This is a genomic window from Xanthomonas fragariae, from assembly GCF_017603965.1.
GTDB classification, from domain to species: Bacteria; Pseudomonadota; Gammaproteobacteria; order Xanthomonadales; family Xanthomonadaceae; genus Xanthomonas; species Xanthomonas fragariae_A.
Window position 1 is genome coordinate 3,567,501 of the sequence record NZ_CP071955.1, and the last position, 15,274, is coordinate 3,582,774.

Below are 15,274 nucleotides of genomic sequence, written 5' to 3' on the forward strand. Positions count from 1 at the left end.
GGCGACGTATTAACACCTTGGCAGTCCATGTGTGCATGACAAGTCGCCAGAGGTCGGCGACAGAAAGCAGTATCGGCTGGTCAAACCGGGACCATAGCGAGGAAAGTTTGCTGGCCTCTGCAGGTTGCAGGCGTTGACGCCGACTGCCCGACATGGAATTGCAGGGTTGCATGCTGTCCCGTGCCCAGTAATCGTTACGGCGAGGGCGGCCAAACGCCGTTGGGCGTAGCATCAATAAACTGATCGTCTACGTTCGGGGCGCCTTCAAATATCGGTGGCACTCGTGGATTGCGCCGCATTCATAAGCCGCAGTCATAAAATGCACAGATTCATAGTTCAACTTAAACGCTCATTTAAAACAGCTGCAACTTCTGCTATCTGGACAGCATCGGCTGCATCGCGCAGACTTCCGGCCTTTCCGCATCTCTCGAATGTTCATGGCTCACCTGCTGCTGTTGCATGGCCCAAACCTCAACCTGCTCGGTACACGCGAGCCGGAGGTCTATGGGCGCACCACGCTGGCGCAGATCGATGCGGCCCTGGTCGACCGTGCGCAAGCGGCCGGGCATACGCTCAGCAGCCTGCAATCCAACGCCGAGCACGTGCTGGTGGAGCGCATCCATGCCGCGCGCGAGGACGGCACGGTCTACATCCTGATCAACCCGGCCGCCTTCACCCACACCTCTGTGGCGCTGCGCGATGCGCTGCTGGGCGTGGGCCTGCCATTCGTGGAAATCCACCTGTCCAATCCGCATGCACGCGAGCCGTTCCGCCACCACAGCTATTTCAGCGACAAGGCAGACGGGGTGATCAGCGGCTTCGGCGCAGATAGCTACCGGCTGGCGCTGGAAGCGGTGATCGCGCGACTCGAGCGCGAAGCATGACATCTGCAACACCGAAGCCCAAGCCCACGCCGAGGGTCCGACCCCATTCCGCCGACACCCGCCGGCCCCACCACCGATTCACTTCATGAGGCCCGTATGGATCTCCGCAAAATCAAGAAACTGATCGACCTGCTCGAAGAATCCAATCTCGCCGAAATCGAGATCAAGGAAGGCGAAGAAAGCGTGCGTCTGGCGCGCGTGCCCAAGGGCACGACCATGATGAGCGCGCCTGTGCAGCAGTACGCACCCGCACCCGCCGCGCAGGCACCGATCGCGACCAGCATGCCGATGCAGTCGCCCACCGAGGCCTCCACCGGCGGTGCCAAGCAGGTCCCCGCGCTGCCCGAAGGCCATGTGCTGCGCGCGCCGATGGTCGGCACGTTCTACACCTCGCCTTCGCCGGACAAGCCGTCATTCGTCACCGTCGGTCAGCAGGTCAAGGCCGGCGACACCATGGCGATCATCGAGGCGATGAAGATGTTCAACCCGATCGAAGCCGACGTCTCCGGCACCATCGTGGCCATCCTCGGCGAAACCGGCCAGCCGGTGGAATTCGATCAGCCGCTGTTTGTGATTGGCTGAGTTGCGAAGATTGGAGAGTCGTGATTTGGGATTGGCAAGAGCGACCGCACGAGCGCCTGACGCTCTGGCGCGATGCGATGTCGCTGGTCGAAGCGATTTATCGATCCACTCACGACTTTCCCGATTCGGAACGCTGCGGCCTGACGGCTCAGATGCGGCGATCAGCGTTTCTTCCAGCATCGCCGAAGACGCCGCCCAGCGCTCCACTGCCCGATACCTGCGTTATCTCTGGATAGTGCGGGGCGCGCCGGCGGAACTGGATACGCAACTGCAGATTGCAACGCGGTCGCAGTTCGCCTGGCCCCGATGCGGCAACTCTCGAACTCTTGAATCGCACGTTCGCCAAGCTCAATGCAGTGATCCGCACGCTGGACCAATCGCGACATCTGCGCGAGCCCAGCGCCCTCTACGAATCCCCACTTTCGAATCCCGAAGCCCATGCTAGATAAAATCGTCATTGCCAACCGAGGTGAAATCGCGCTGCGCATCCTGCGCGCGTGCCACACGCTCGGCATCCGCACGGTCGCGGTGCATTCCACGGTCGACCGCAACCTCAAGCACGTGGCTATGGCCGACGAGTCGGTGTGTATCGGCCCGGCCGCGTCCAGCGACAGTTACCTCAATATCCCAGCGTTGATCGCCGCGGCCGAGGTGACCGATGCGCAGGCCATCCATCCCGGCTACGGCTTTCTCTCGGAAAACGCCGACTTTGCCGAGCGGGTGGAAGAATCCGGTTTCATCTTCATCGGCCCCAAGGCCGACACCATTCGCCTGATGGGCGACAAGGTCGAGGCGATCCGCGCGATGAAGGCCGCCGGCGTGCCGTGCGTGCCCGGCTCGGGCGGCCCGTTGGGCGATGACATCGTCGCCAACACCAAGGTAGCGCGCGAAATCGGCTACCCAGTGATCATCAAGGCCGCCGGCGGCGGCGGCGGACGCGGTATGCGCGTGGTGCATTCGGAAGCCGCGCTCAAGGCGGCCATCGAGACCACCAAGTCCGAAGCCAAGGCCGCTTTCAGCAATGATCAGGTCTACATGGAGAAGTTCCTGGAAAATCCGCGTCACGTGGAAATCCAGGTGCTCGCCGACGGCCAGGGCAATGCAATCCATCTGGGCGAACGCGATTGCTCGATGCAGCGTCGTCACCAAAAAGTAGTGGAAGAAGCGCCCGCACCGGGCATCACCCAGGAACTACGCAACGAGATCGGCAAGGTGTGCGTGGATGCCTGCATCCGCATCGGCTATCGCGGCGCGGGTACCTTCGAATTCCTGTTCGAAGAGGGGCGTTTCTACTTCATCGAAATGAACACCCGTATCCAGGTGGAGCATCCGGTGACCGAACGCATCACCGGTATCGACTTGGTGTGCGAGCAGCTGCGCATCGCCGCCGGGCAGAAGCTGGCCATCAAGCAGAGCGACATCGTGCTGCGCGGACATGCGATCGAGTGCCGCATCAACGCCGAGGACCCGGAAACCTTCATGCCCAATCCGGGCCTGATCACCGGATTCCATCCGCCCGGTGGTCCAGGTGTGCGTGTGGATACGCATATCTACGCTGGCTACAAGGTGCCGCCGAATTACGACTCTATGATCGGTAAACTGATCGTGCATGGCCCGGATCGCGAAACCGCGATCGCGCGCATGCGCGTGGCACTGAGCGAGATGGTGGTGGAAGGCATCAAGACCAACATTCCGCTACAGCAGCGCATCATGCGCGACAAGGGCTTCCAGGCCGGTAGGCAGAACATCCACTATCTGGAAAAGCGCCTGGCCGAGCGCAAGAACAAGTCGATCGCGTTGGTCTGATCGCCGCAGGCAGAGAACCAAAAAGCCCGGGAAACCGGGCTTTTTTCGCAAAGTCAGGCGTGAGCGCGTAGTGCTTTATGCGATCGAGGGACGTATGGATAAAACCAATGCGCATTATCCACTTTCGGAAAAGCGCACAGCGAGCTCCGACCCAACAGCCTACTAGCACGAATGGTCTACGATGCACGCTTTAAAATTCACCGACCGCCACGATGCCGTTTCTTGAACTGACCCTGCGCTGCTCCGACACCTCCCAGCTCCGTTTCCAGACTGCGTTGGAAGACGTCGGCGCGCTGGCGGTGACCTTGCTCGACGCCGACGCCGATACCAGCAACGAGCGCGCCATCCTCGAGCCCGGCGTGGGCCAAACGCCGCTGTGGAACACAGTGGTGCTGACTGCGCTGTTCGATGGCGACAGCGATGCACTGGTGTTGCTGGCCGCGCTGGAAGCGTTCGACCCGGGGCTGGACTGGAGCCAGGTGGCCTTCCGTATGGTCGAAGACACCGACTGGGAACGCGCCTGGATGGATCAGTTCAAGCCAATGCAGTTCGGCGCCCGCACCTTCATCGTGCCGTGGAATCACGACCTGCCCGAGGCCGCCGACACGCCCGACGCGGCGGTGGTGCGGCTGGATCCGGGCCTGGCGTTCGGCTCGGGCACGCATCCGACCACCGCGCTGTGCCTGCGCTGGCTGGACAGCCTGGCCGGCAGCGGCGAGCTTCAGGGCCGCAGCGTGCTCGATTTCGGCTGCGGCTCCGGCATTCTCGCTCTCGCCGCGCTGAAGTTGGGCGCCGTCAGTTCGGTGGGCGTGGACAACGACCCGCAGGCACTGTTGGCCACCGCCGACAATGCCGCGCGCAATGAAGTCGACGCGCAGCTGGCGGTGTTCCTGCCGCAGGACGAGCCGGTGCAGACCTACCCGGTTGTGGTCGCCAACATCCTGGCCTCGGCGCTGGACGCGTTGGCCAACACCCTGGCCGCACGCGTGGCGCCGGGCGGCCGGATTGCGCTGTCGGGCATCCTGCATGGGCAGGAGGACGAACTGCTGGAACGCTACGCGCCGTGGTTCGAGCACCTGCACTGCGAACGCGACGACGACTGGATGCGCATCGACGGCATACGCCGCGCCTGACCAAGCGCAGGCTACCGCTGCAGCCGACCGGCGCGGATCTGCGCGGTGGTCACGGCATCGGCCACGCTGATCGCATGCAGGCGGCTCACCGCCTGCCAACCGTCGCGCAGTAGCCCCGCATTGCGCCAACGTCCGGCCTGGCGGGCCGCACGCACTCGCAATATCCCCTCGGCCAATAGCAACACCTGCCAGGCGGTGGACGACCACGCCTGCACGCCGGCGAGCGCCACGCCACCGGCCAGGACCGCCACCAACACGCCCAATGCCAGCAGCGGCCATTGCCGGTAGCTCAGCGCCCACCCGCGTGGCGCCAACGCCGCTGACCAATGCACACCGTCGGCGACAGCCGTCCATTGCGCACCCCGCTGCCAGACCTGATAGCACGCCGCGCCGCGGAAGCGGTTCACTGCAGGATCCAACGGGGAATGGGCAGGCCACGGCGCGGCCGGGGGCGCTGCTGGCAGCGGCGTTTCGCGACGTGGGGCGTCGGATTTGGGGGCGGCAGGCTCGACCATGAACGTCCTCCTTGAGTTCGGTGTGATCTTGTCGTCATTGATTGGACGACAGTATCGCAAACATAAGTCCATATGAAAGGCATACGAACTATCTTCGGACGCTTCTAGGGCTATATCTCCCGGCCCTGTCCGCCTTCCAACGGTGCCGTGTGAGCAAGCTGTACCAGCGAGTACGCGAAGCCCGCAGTCTTACCAAGCTGACCCAGGAGGCTCTGGCGGGCGAGTTGGGGGTTACGCGCAGCGCGGTGGCGCAATGGGAGATGGCCGAAGGCACCGCACCGTCGGTGGAAAACCTGAGCGGCTTGGCCAAGCGCAGCGGCATGGCGTTCGAATACCTGGCCACCGGCCGCGGCGACCGGGTGTTTGGCCCACCGGTCTCGGCCATTGCCGAAGAACCCGCCCAGTACCACCGCCTGGACGACCAGCAACGCGTGCTGCTGGCCCGCTTCGATACCTTGGCACCACGGCAACGTAGCGGCTTGCTGGATTTGTTGTTGGCCGAGGGGAAGACGCGGCGAAGGCGTTGAGGCTGGGATTGGAGCGTTGCGATTGGGGATTGGTAGTGCGGCTTTCACGATGTGTCGCTTGCCCAGCAACCACTTCGTCAGAAGCGACTGAACGTTTTACGCAGGGGCTCTAAATGCGGATTGGCTAGTTGTGAATCACGTGCTAGGTGTTCGATCTGTTCTTTCCGACGGCAAACAGAGCCTTGTGGCGGCTTACCGTGAGGCATTGGAGCGGGACGCGCGATGCTTGGGCTTTGGCGACATGCGCGATCTGTTATCGGCTGGAGACCCTTCAATGCGATGTTTCGTCGACTGACATGTGTCGCGATCAATGCGCCGCCGCACCAATGCGCGCTTCACGCTAAGAGCGGCTAACAAAACGTAGCGAGCAGTCGTCAGGTGGGTGCGGACGGCGCGTAGGAACCGCAGTTTACGCTTGGTATATGCCGATTCCGAGCACCGGCCGCGCCCGCCTGGCGGTGAGCGCAGTCGTTTTGTTAGCCTCTCTAAGCGCAGCCGCTGACGCCGACGGGTTCGCCCATCGGCATGCGCGTGCTTGAATAGCGGTCTTGCCGCTGCACGCCTGTCGATGTCTCAGACTCCGCCACCGCACCGCCCCCTGGCCACGTTCCTGCGTGCGACGCCGGCTGCCCCGCCACCGATTCCGACGCCGGTGCTACCGCCCGCCGAACCGCCGAAGCGGGCGCTGCCGGTACCGTCGCCCGAGTTGCCGCCAGCGTCATTGCCGGAGCTGGTCGCCGCGCCGATGGTTCCGCCGCCAGCGACGTCTGTCGATAGGCCGCTGCGTGTTGATGCGCCCACGACACATCACGACGGTCGCCACGCGGCAGCATCGATGGTCCCGACCCAAGCCCCAGCGTTGCCAACGCCACCGCATCCCGATGCACGGGCAACTGTGATAACGCGGCATGGCGATCACGGCTCGGCCGCGGCGGATGCAGCCGCAGTGGATCTAATGCACCCAAACGCGCCGGGCATGTCAGACGTGTGGACAGAGACAACCACCCGCCCCGAAACCGAACTCAATCTCGGCGCAGATCCCACACCAGGACGCACGAATGCAGCAGTGTCCCAGACTCCCTCGCCACGCGGTTTAGCAAGCGACGACGCTGACGCCACCCCCGCAATCAACGCGCCCACCGCTGCGCACTCCCAGCAACTGCCCGCACCCGCTCTCGCCGTACCTACCTTCGCGGGCAGTGGGTTGACCCGGTCGCGATTGCGCGCCAGCGGGCGGCATTGGGCGCTGTTGTTCGGGCTGGTGGGTGTGCTCGGGCTACAGATCGTCATCGCCGACCGCGCGCATCTGGCCGGCAACGCGCACTGGCGGCCGTTGGTCGGTGCAGCCTGCGCGGTGGCGCGCTGCACGCTACCGGCGTGGCGCGAGCCGGCGGCGCTGACCCTGCTCAACCGCGATGTGCGCCCGCTGCCGGGCATGCCCGGCGTGCTGCAGATTCAGGCCAGCTTCCGCAACGACGCGCGTTGGGCGCAGGCCTGGCCGTGGCTTGAGCTGTCGTTGTCCGACGCCGACGGGCGGGTGATCGGCACGCGGATGCTGGCGCCGCAGGAGTATTTGGGCCAGCTGCCAGCCGGGCAGGACACGCTCGGATCAGGCCAAGCAGTGCAGGTGGCGTTTCGTGTGCGCGAACCGGCCGCGAGCACGGTTGCCTTTAGTTTCGACTTCCGGTGAGCGGATGCGACCGATATGCGATGGCCACATGGGCGTGGCGAGCGATGAGGTCACGCGCTAGACTCACTCCCCCTCGCCGGCCACGCCGCCCGGCTTCGTGACACTGGGAATCTCCTTTTGAACGCAGCCCCCTCTCGTCCTGACACCAGTCGCGGCGCACCGAAGTCGCCCCTGCGCGAACACGTGGCCCAGTCCGTCCGCCGTTATCTGCGCGACCTGGACGGCAGCGACGCTGACGACGTCTACGAAATCGTGCTGCGCGAGATGGAGATCCCGTTGTTCGTCGAAGTGCTCAACCACTGCGAAGGCAACCAGAGCCGCGCGGCGGCGATGCTGGGGCTTCACCGGGCGACGTTGCGCAAGAAGCTCAAAGAATACGGGTTGATGTGAATTCTCGGGAATGGGAATCGTAAAAGCGTTGCTGGGGTGTTGAGGGATTGCGTGCTGATGTTGCACGTTTGGTGAGCGGTAAGCCGCTGGTCATCGCTGCTCTGGCGGTTTTTACGTGCCGATCAAGCGTAGGTACGGGCCGTCATGGAAGAACAGTGGCGTGCTGTCACTTGCAATGAATGGCTCCATGCCGTTTTGGGTGGATGACGACCCGGGTGCAGTGACGACACATAGCTGGTGAATTGACTGCGCTGATCGCACCTGGTCATCGTCGCGCCGATGCCCTGCAATGCTGTCGCTTTTCTTCAAGCTCCATGGCATCGCCAGGGCCAACATCGGCGCCGCTGACGCGCGCCTCGGTTCGATGGCTACTGCAGGCCAACTGCCAAACTCTGACAGTTGGCCTGACCATGAAACGCAGCGCAAATGCCGCTGCCGTTCTTGCTCAGTTGGGCGCTTGCTCGACTGGCAAATAATCGGCGGCCAAAGGATGTCCGCCGTCATGCGGCAGAACGATCGTGTCGAAGGGATCGTCGAATTTTTCGACCACGTTTTTGTCGTCGTCCACCTGGTAGGCCGTGTCGGCTTCCACGCCTTCCTCGCCGGTCTTGGCGATGATGTTGGTGTAGCGCTTGCCGTCCCAGCACCTGAAGATCAACACCGAGTCTTCGCCACCGGTCAAGGTAGAACCCAGGCTGCCGATCAGCCGGCTATTGGCTCCTGCCGTCAGGATGCTGTTCTTTCCTGCCGTCAGCTTGCTGCGGTCGCCGGCCATCAGGGTGCAGTCATCGCCGGCAGTGAGTTTGCTGCGGTCACCGGCAGTGAGGAAACTGTTGCTGCCGGCCAGCAACTTGCTGCGATCGCCAGCGGTCTGGGTACTGTCGGCACCGGCGATCAGCTTGCTGCGGTCGCCCGCGGTCTGCACGCTGCCCATGCCCGCGATCAAGGTGCTGCGCTAGCCGGCGGTTTGCGAACTCAGCTTGCCCGCAATCAGCATGCTGCGATGGCCGGCAATCTGCGTGCTTTCATGCCCGGCGATCAACGAACTGCCATAGCTTGCGATCTGATTGCTGCCATAACCTGCGGTCAAATAGCTGCGCACGCCGCTGGTCAAGGTGCTGCCGTAGCCGGCGATCAGCGAACTATCGGTGCCCGCAGTTCCGGTGCTGCCGTAGCCGGCGGTGAGATCGCTGCCGTTCTGCGCGGTCTGCGTGCTGCCGTAACCGGCGGTCAACGAGCTATCGCCGCCGGAGGTCTGCGTGCTGCCGTAGCCGGCCGTCAGTTCGCTGCCGTTGCGGGCCGTCTGTGTGCTGCCATAACCGGCAGTCAGCGTGCTTCCACCTCCTGCTGTTTGAGAGCTGCCATAGCCGGCCACAATGGTGCTGTCTGATCCGGCCACACCGGTGCTGCCGTAACCGGCGATCAACTCACTGCGGTTGCCTGCCGTCTCGGTGCTTCCATAGCCTGCGATCAGCTGACTCTGATCGGCGCCGGTCAGCGTGCTGCCATAGGTCGCGATCTCGCGTGTGCGCACGATCTCGTTTGCATGCTGCGCGGCTTGCGGTCCAACACCGTTGAGCGGCGATGGACTTGGCGCAGCAGAATGAGCACCGCTTTCAACGGCCGGCGCGGTGAACTGCGCGTGCGGCGCCTTGGGCGTGAATTCCGCGGCCATGACGGTGGCGACGGGCAACTCGGGCTTGGGTGGCGCGTGTTGCTCGATGCCGGCGGCGATGCAGCTCATGGCGCCCGCACGGTTGCCGGCGTAGACCACTTCGGCCCTGGGGAACTTGATCATTCCCTCTTCGCCCAACCAGATGATGTCGGCGGTATCGACCATGCAGACGACCCAATGCGCATCGGCAGGCATGTTCAAATGTGCGTTGGTTCCCTGCCCCCACAACAGGCCGGTCAGGCCGTTTTCCTGTTTGACGGTGGGCTGCCAGTGCCTGCATTCGACAGTGCCGGTCTGCGGCCAAATCAATCCGCAGTGGTCGGACATATTGTTGGTGCACGTGCGCAATGCCAAAACTTTTTCACGATTCATAAGATGACCTCATCTGGATTTTCTAAGACAGCCGTGCAAGCCAACGTCCGTGCCATCGCCGACGGAAATGGGGCGTCGTCGCCCATGTGGCGAGACGAATCCTCCCGTTGGCAAGGACTGCGCCGAAACTACAGTGGTGGTGATTCGCAAACGCGCTGAGGCGCACGTTGCGCTGGGGTGTCTTGCTTGAATCGCAGGGTCAGGGACAGCCGTGACTGCAAGACGCAGCGAGGGGTGGGAGCAAGGCTGGCTCCTGCGCGGCAGCCCTTGCAGCAAACATCGGTAGACGCCTCGCCGGAGCGTCGTTTCCTTTGAACGTGAACGTGAGCGGGCGCAACAGATCGGCGAGTCCGGATCGTGGGTCAGCTGTGCCGGGCAGATGTCGCCACAGCATAAATTGCGTTCGCGATACCGAAGCACAAAGCAGGCAATGCGACGGGATTTCGAAATTTTTTGTAAATATGCGGACAGGTCTTGATTATTTTCTTCGGTGAATCGCTCGTCTTTCTAAACGCTCGGCGACTTAGAGCGGCTAACAAAACGTAGCGAGCAGTCGTCAGGTGGGTGCAGACGGCGCGCAGGAACCGGAGTGTACGCGTGGTACCGAGCACCGGCCGCGCCCGCCTGGCGGTGAGCGCAGTCGTTTTGTTAGCCGCTCTTAACCGATAATTTGCAACGCGTGATTTTCCCGATGAACGCCGAATCAGCTGGAGACGTGGAACATCCGAATGCATTTCACTCAGTGGGTGAGGTTCGCTTTTTTAGCGCGCCATGTCCTTCGACGTGTGTGACGCTGACTTTACTTCAATGCAGCAGCGGCTCGCACTTTCTAGTGAATCGATAATGCTCGACGGCTATAAATTCCGGCAATGTCTGAGCGAACTGCGACCAATCACTTCGGCTGCACATCGGCAAGCGACGACACAGCAGGCTGATCGTTCGATTGCCGGCACATGGGCAGCTGGTCTAAAGGCGGCTTCCCGGGAATCGATCGCCCCGACGGCGTGCGCGTGATCGTGATCGTGATCGTGCCAGCTGCCAGACACGCACGCCTGACGCCACATGGTCGCCACCTGCTGTCGCAAATGCCGATGCTCTGCCGCCAGGCAGCCACGGCAGCGCCTGAAAGCGCGCTTTCGACACACAGATCCAGGTCGTGGCGAGGGCATTAAGAGCGGCTAACAAAACGTAGCGAGCAGTCGTCAAGTGGGTGCGGACGGCGCGCAGGAACCGGAGTGTACGCGTGGTACATGCCAATTCCGAGCACCGGCCGCGCCCGCCTGGCGGTGAGCGCAGCCGTTTTGTTAGCCGCTCTAAGCCCATCGAGCGCTGGCACGGCCTACAATATCGGCTGCTCCGCTTCGACATCCTTCACCGATGGCCTCTGATTTCTTGCCCGTGCGCCGGGCCCTGCTCTCCGTTTCCGACAAGACCGGCCTGATCGATCTGGCCCGCGCACTGGTGACGCGCAACGTCGAGCTACTGTCCACCGGCGGCACTGCCAAGGCGATCCGCGAAGCCGGTTTATCGGTCAAAGACGTCTCCGAGCTGACCAGTTTCCCGGAAATGATGGACGGCCGCGTCAAGACCCTTCACCCGCTGGTGCACGGCGGCCTGCTCGGCCGCGCCGACCAGGACGAAGCGGTGATGGCCGAACACGGCATCGTGCCGATCGACCTGTTGGTGCTGAATCTGTATCCATTCGAGTCGGTCACTGCCAAGGCCGATTGCACGCTGGCCGATGCGGTAGAAAACATCGATATCGGCGGCCCGGCGATGCTGCGTTCGGCGGCAAAAAATTTCGCGCGCGTGGCAGTGGCCACCGACCCGTCGCAGTACGCCGAGCTGCTGGCCGAGCTGGAGGCCAACGACGGCCAGCTGTCGGCGGCCAAGCGCTTTGCGTTGTCGGTGGCCGCGTTCAACCGCGTGGCACAGTACGACGCGGCGATCAGCAACTATTTGTCTGCGGTGGCCGACAGTGCGGAGAGAGTGCCCACGCGCAGCCCGTTTCCGGCGCAGATCAATTCCAATTTCATCAAGGTCATGGACCTGCGCTATGGCGAGAACCCGCATCAGTCCGGCGCGTTCTACCGCGACCTGTCTCCGGTGCCGGGCACGCTGGCCACCTTCCAGCAGTTGCAGGGCAAGGAACTGAGCTACAACAACCTTGCCGATGCCGATGCGGCATGGGAGTGCGTGCGCCAGTTCGATGCGCCGGCCTGCGTGATCGTCAAGCATGCCAACCCCTGCGGGGTGGCGGTAGGCGCAGCCTGCGGCGATGCCTATGAGCTGGCCTATGCGACCGACCCGACCAGCGCCTTCGGCGGCATCCTGGCCTTCAACAAGACCCTCGATGCAGCGACTGCAAAAGCCATTCTGGACCGCCAGTTCGTCGAAGTGCTGATCGCCCCGGACTACGAGCCCGGCGCGCTCGAGTACGCCACCAAGAAATCCAACGTGCGCGTGCTCAAGATTCCGCACGGCAACGGCCTCAACAACTACGACACCAAGCGGATCGGTTCGGGCCTGTTGATGCAGTCGGCCGATAACCGGGGCATGTCGCTGGGCGAATTGAGCGTGGTCACCCAGCGTGCACCCAACGAGGCCGAACTGGGCGATCTGCTGTTCGCCTGGCGCGTGGCCAAGTACGTCAAATCCAACGCCATTGTCTATGCCAAGGACAGCCGCACGATCGGTGTCGGCGCCGGGCAGATGAGCCGCGTGGTCAGCGCCAAGATCGCCGCGCTCAAGGCCGAAGAAGCCAAGCTGGAAGTGGCCGGCTCGGTGATGGCATCGGATGCGTTCTTCCCGTTCCGCGACGGCATCGATGCCGCCGCCGCTGCCGGCATCAAGGCGGTGATCCAGCCCGGCGGCTCGATGCGCGATGGCGAAGTGATCGCCGCCGCCGACGAACACGGCATCGCGATGGTGTTCACCGGCGTGCGGCATTTTCGGCACTGAAGTACCGGGAATGGGGAGTGGGGAATCGCAAGAGCGGCATCCCTAGATCCCATTCCACATCGTACGGCCTGCAGAAGCAAAGACTTTTCTATTTCCCATTCCCTATTCCCGGCACTCAAATGAAAATCCTCGTCATCGGCTCCGGCGGCCGTGAACATGCCCTGGCCTGGAAGGTCGCGCAGTCCGAGCGCGTGATCGAGGTGCTGGTCGCACCCGGCAATGCCGGCACCGCCGCCGAAGCCAAGTGCCGCAATATCGCGATCAAGGTCGACGATCTGGATGGTCTGCTCGCATTGGCCCAGCACGAAGATGTCGCGCTCACCGTGGTCGGCCCGGAAGTGCCGCTGGTGCTGGGCGTGGTCGATCGTTTCCATGCCGCCGGCCTGCGTATCTTCGGGCCCACCGCCAAGGCTGCTCAGTTGGAAGGCAGCAAGGCCTTCGCGAAAGATTTTTTGGCCCGTCACGGCATCCCAACTGCGTATTACGCGGTGCATACCGACGTGGACGCGGCACTTGCCTACGTACGCGAGAAAGGCGCGCCGATCGTGGTCAAGGCCGATGGCCTGGCCGCCGGCAAGGGCGTGATCGTGGCGATGACGCTGGCCGAGGCCGAAGACGCAGTGCGCGACATGCTGTCTGGCAATGCCTTCGGCGATGCCGGCGCGCGCGTGGTCATCGAAGAATTTCTCGACGGCGAAGAAGCCAGCTTCATTTCGATGGTCGATGGCAAGCACGCCTTGCCGATGGCCACCAGCCAGGACCACAAGCGCATCGGCGATGGCGACACCGGCCCGAATACCGGCGGCATGGGCGCGTATTCGCCAGCGCCGGTGGTGACGCCCGAGGTGCATGCGCGGGTGATGCGCGAGGTGGTCGAGCCGACCGTGCAAGGCATGATCGCCGACGGCGTGCCGTTCACCGGCTTCTTGTACGCCGGGCTGATGATCGACGCACAAGGTGCACCCAAGGTGATCGAATTCAACGTGCGCTTCGGCGACCCGGAAACACAACCGGTAATGCTGCGCCTGCAGTCGAATCTGGTGGATTTGCTCGAAGCGGCCATCGACGGCAAGCTCGACAGCGCGCAAGCGCAGTGGGACCCACGCCCGTCACTGGGCGTGGTCATCGCGGCCAAGCCATACCCGGAAGCACCGATCACCGGCGAGGTCATCAGCGGCCTGGACGCGGTGCCGGCCAATGCCAAGGTCTTCCACGCCGGCACCGCATTGAATGCCGAAGGTGAAGTGATCAGCGCCGGTGGCCGCGTGCTGTGCGTTGCCGCACTGGGCGACAGCGTGCTGGATGCGCAGCGCAACGCGTACGCAGGCCTGCAGCCGATCCATTGGGCCAGCGCCTTCCAGCGCAGCGACATTGGCTGGCGTGCGATCGCCCGCGAGCGCGAGCGCGACAAAACGACTGAGAGCGGCTGAGAGCGGCTGAGAGCGGCTGACAAAAAACGCACTCAACCCACCCTGATCTTTCCTCACCCGGCACTAGCTGCCAAGAGACTTTAATCGGGTCTTGCTGTGGCGAATACCGCTCAACGCATTTTCTGTTTGAATTTACATTACGCGCGGAGACCGCAGCATGAAAATTGAGTCCATCCGGCTAAGGAACTTCAAAGCGTTTCGTGATGTGCACCTAAGTAAGCTCTGAACAACGCCCCCAGATGCGCGACACTACACACCTACGTTGAGGAGTGATCCATGCAACTGACGTTTGGTGACGCCGAGGGCCTGGGTAAGCGCAAGCAGACCCGCCGGGAAATCTTCCTGGCCGAGATGGAGCAGGTCGTTCCGTGGCAGCGGTTGCTTGCGCTGATCGCACCGCACTATCCGGCGTCGGGACGGCCAGGTCGGCAGCCGTACGCACTGGCCACGATGTTGCGGATTCATCTACTGCAACAGTGGTACGCGCTGAGCGATCCGGCGATGGAAGAAGCGTTGCATGAGATCCCGAGCTTGCGGCGTTTTGCCCAGCTCGGTGGGTTGGACAACGTTCCTGACGAGACCACGATTCTCAATTTTCGTCGTTTGCTGGAGACCCATGGCCTGGCCGCGCGGATGCTGGAAGCGGTCAACGCGCATCTGGCGCGCAAGGGTCAAAGTCTGCGCTCGGGCACGATCGTCGATGCAACCCTGATCGCTGCGCCCAGTTCGACCAAGAACGCTGACCACGCGCGCGATCCTGAGATGCACCAGACCAAGAAAGGCAAGCAATATTACTTCGGGATGAAAGCGCACATTGGAGTAGACGATGTGTCCGGGTTGGTGCACCACGTGGAATGCACGGCGGCCAACGTTGCCGATATCACGCAGGCGCACAAGCTGCTGCATGGCAAGGAAGACACGCTCAGCGGGGATAGCGGTTACACGGGGCTGGACAAGCGCGCGGAGATGGCGCGCAAGCGCAAGTTGCGCTACCTGATTGCAGAGAAGCCGTCCAAGCTCAAGCAGATCAAGAACGCGCGCGAGTTGCAGTGGGCCCAGCGCTGGGAGCACACCAAGGCCAGCCTGCGGGCGAAGGTGGAACATCCATTTCGGGTGATCAAACGCCAGTTTGGTTACGTCAAGGTCCGCTATCGCGGCCTAGCGAAGAATACCGCGCAGGTGCTGACGCTGTTTGCGCTATCCAATCTATGGATGGTGCGCCGGCAGTTATTGCCGGCCAAGGCATAATGCTGTCCGGCGGCAGCTGAAGCCGCCAGATAAGCGCAAAATCTCGTCTTACATACCCAAT

At 62.9% G+C, this 15,274-nt stretch carries 11 protein-coding genes, 3 other RNA genes and 2 pseudogenes; 11 read left to right on the forward strand and 5 right to left on the reverse strand.

The features are described from left to right. Positions 1-437: 437 nt before the first annotated feature. The 5 genes and pseudogenes from aroQ to prmA all read left to right on the forward strand — a co-directional run bounded on the left by aroQ (position 438) and on the right by prmA (position 4,405). Positions 438-884, forward strand: a complete 447-nt coding sequence (gene aroQ / locus J5I97_RS16940) for a type II 3-dehydroquinate dehydratase (protein ID WP_208587758.1) — start codon at positions 438-440, stop codon at positions 882-884. A gap of 96 nt (positions 885-980) precedes the next feature. After that, on the forward strand, positions 981-1,466 hold the full coding sequence (accB, locus tag J5I97_RS16945) for an acetyl-CoA carboxylase biotin carboxyl carrier protein (protein ID WP_208587759.1): 486 nt from the start codon (positions 981-983) through the stop codon (positions 1,464-1,466). Between the two features lie 77 nt (positions 1,467-1,543). Then, positions 1,544-1,915, forward strand: a pseudogene (locus tag J5I97_RS16950) (four helix bundle protein). Continuing rightward, entirely contained in the window at positions 1,905-3,272 is a 1,368-nt protein-coding gene (gene accC, locus J5I97_RS16955; protein WP_208587760.1) for an acetyl-CoA carboxylase biotin carboxylase subunit, read from the forward strand. Before J5I97_RS16950 ends, accC begins: the two are co-directional and overlap by 11 nt. 212 nt (positions 3,273-3,484) lie before the next feature. Further along, positions 3,485-4,405, forward strand: a complete 921-nt coding sequence (prmA, locus tag J5I97_RS16960) for a 50S ribosomal protein L11 methyltransferase (RefSeq protein WP_208587762.1) — start codon at positions 3,485-3,487, stop codon at positions 4,403-4,405. Between the two features lie 11 nt (positions 4,406-4,416). Here prmA and J5I97_RS16965 read toward each other — a convergent pair whose 3' ends face one another. Continuing rightward, entirely contained in the window at positions 4,417-4,920 is a 504-nt protein-coding gene (locus J5I97_RS16965) for a hypothetical protein (protein WP_208587764.1), read from the reverse strand. A gap of 149 nt (positions 4,921-5,069) precedes the next feature. Here J5I97_RS16965 and J5I97_RS16970 point away from each other — a divergent pair, with 149 nt between their 5' ends. Further along, on the forward strand, positions 5,070-5,447 hold the full coding sequence (locus J5I97_RS16970) for a helix-turn-helix domain-containing protein (RefSeq protein ID WP_208587766.1): 378 nt from the start codon (positions 5,070-5,072) through the stop codon (positions 5,445-5,447). Between the two features lie 348 nt (positions 5,448-5,795). On the opposite strand, the gene J5I97_RS16975 is transcribed toward J5I97_RS16970, so the two are convergent. Further along, positions 5,796-5,871: non-coding RNA, sX9 sRNA (locus J5I97_RS16975), on the reverse strand. Positions 5,872-6,015: 144 nt separating this feature from the next. Here J5I97_RS16975 and J5I97_RS16980 point away from each other — a divergent pair. Both J5I97_RS16980 and fis read left to right on the forward strand, forming a co-directional pair. Then, a complete protein-coding gene (locus tag J5I97_RS16980; protein WP_208587767.1) occupies positions 6,016-7,137 on the forward strand; it encodes a DUF3426 domain-containing protein in 1,122 nt (373 codons plus the stop codon). Between the two features lie 117 nt (positions 7,138-7,254). Then, positions 7,255-7,527, forward strand: coding sequence for a DNA-binding transcriptional regulator Fis (fis, locus tag J5I97_RS16985; RefSeq protein WP_208587768.1), 273 nt, complete (start codon positions 7,255-7,257; stop codon positions 7,525-7,527). Between the two features lie 445 nt (positions 7,528-7,972). Here the strand turns inward: fis and J5I97_RS16990 are convergent. The 3 genes and pseudogenes from J5I97_RS16990 to J5I97_RS17000 form a co-directional block, all read right to left on the reverse strand. Continuing rightward, a pseudogene (locus J5I97_RS16990) lies at positions 7,973-9,574 on the reverse strand (hypothetical protein). Between the two features lie 530 nt (positions 9,575-10,104). Then, positions 10,105-10,180: non-coding RNA, sX9 sRNA (locus tag J5I97_RS16995), on the reverse strand. Positions 10,181-10,750: 570 nt separating this feature from the next. Next, positions 10,751-10,826: non-coding RNA, sX9 sRNA (locus J5I97_RS17000), on the reverse strand. Positions 10,827-10,951: 125 nt separating this feature from the next. On the opposite strand from J5I97_RS17000, the gene purH reads away from it, so the two are divergent. From purH to J5I97_RS17015, 3 genes are all read left to right on the forward strand, one after another. Next, positions 10,952-12,535: a bifunctional phosphoribosylaminoimidazolecarboxamide formyltransferase/IMP cyclohydrolase gene (gene purH / locus J5I97_RS17005; protein ID WP_208587769.1), complete on the forward strand. Its 1,584-nt coding sequence runs from the start codon at positions 10,952-10,954 to the stop codon at positions 12,533-12,535. A 119-nt stretch (positions 12,536-12,654) separates the two neighbouring features. Next, positions 12,655-13,965 carry a phosphoribosylamine--glycine ligase gene (purD, locus tag J5I97_RS17010; protein WP_208587770.1) on the forward strand — a complete coding sequence of 437 codons (1,311 nt, stop codon included), beginning with the start codon at positions 12,655-12,657 and terminating at the stop codon, positions 13,963-13,965. 276 nt (positions 13,966-14,241) lie between these two features. Then, on the forward strand, positions 14,242-15,213 hold the full coding sequence (locus J5I97_RS17015) for an IS5 family transposase (protein ID WP_208586672.1): 972 nt from the start codon (positions 14,242-14,244) through the stop codon (positions 15,211-15,213). The last annotated feature ends 61 nt before the right edge of the window (positions 15,214-15,274 follow it).

What these genes read in the sequence shown, in the direction of transcription:
- accC (WP_208587760.1), top strand. Translation starts at nt 1,905, where the DNA reads ATGCTAGATAAAATCGTCATTGCCAACCGAGGTGAAATCGCGCTGCGC.
- J5I97_RS16965 (WP_208587764.1), bottom strand. Translation starts at nt 4,920, where the DNA reads ATGGTCGAGCCTGCCGCCCCCAAATCCGACGCCCCACGTCGCGAAACG.
- purH (WP_208587769.1), top strand. Translation starts at nt 10,952, where the DNA reads ATGGCCTCTGATTTCTTGCCCGTGCGCCGGGCCCTGCTCTCCGTTTCC.
- aroQ (WP_208587758.1), top strand. Translation starts at nt 438, where the DNA reads ATGGCTCACCTGCTGCTGTTGCATGGCCCAAACCTCAACCTGCTCGGT.
- accB (WP_208587759.1), top strand. Translation starts at nt 981, where the DNA reads ATGGATCTCCGCAAAATCAAGAAACTGATCGACCTGCTCGAAGAATCC.
- J5I97_RS16980 (WP_208587767.1), top strand. Translation starts at nt 6,016, where the DNA reads ATGTCTCAGACTCCGCCACCGCACCGCCCCCTGGCCACGTTCCTGCGT.
- purD (WP_208587770.1), top strand. Translation starts at nt 12,655, where the DNA reads ATGAAAATCCTCGTCATCGGCTCCGGCGGCCGTGAACATGCCCTGGCC.
- J5I97_RS17015 (WP_208586672.1), top strand. Translation starts at nt 14,242, where the DNA reads ATGCAACTGACGTTTGGTGACGCCGAGGGCCTGGGTAAGCGCAAGCAG.
- prmA (WP_208587762.1), top strand. Translation starts at nt 3,485, where the DNA reads ATGCCGTTTCTTGAACTGACCCTGCGCTGCTCCGACACCTCCCAGCTC.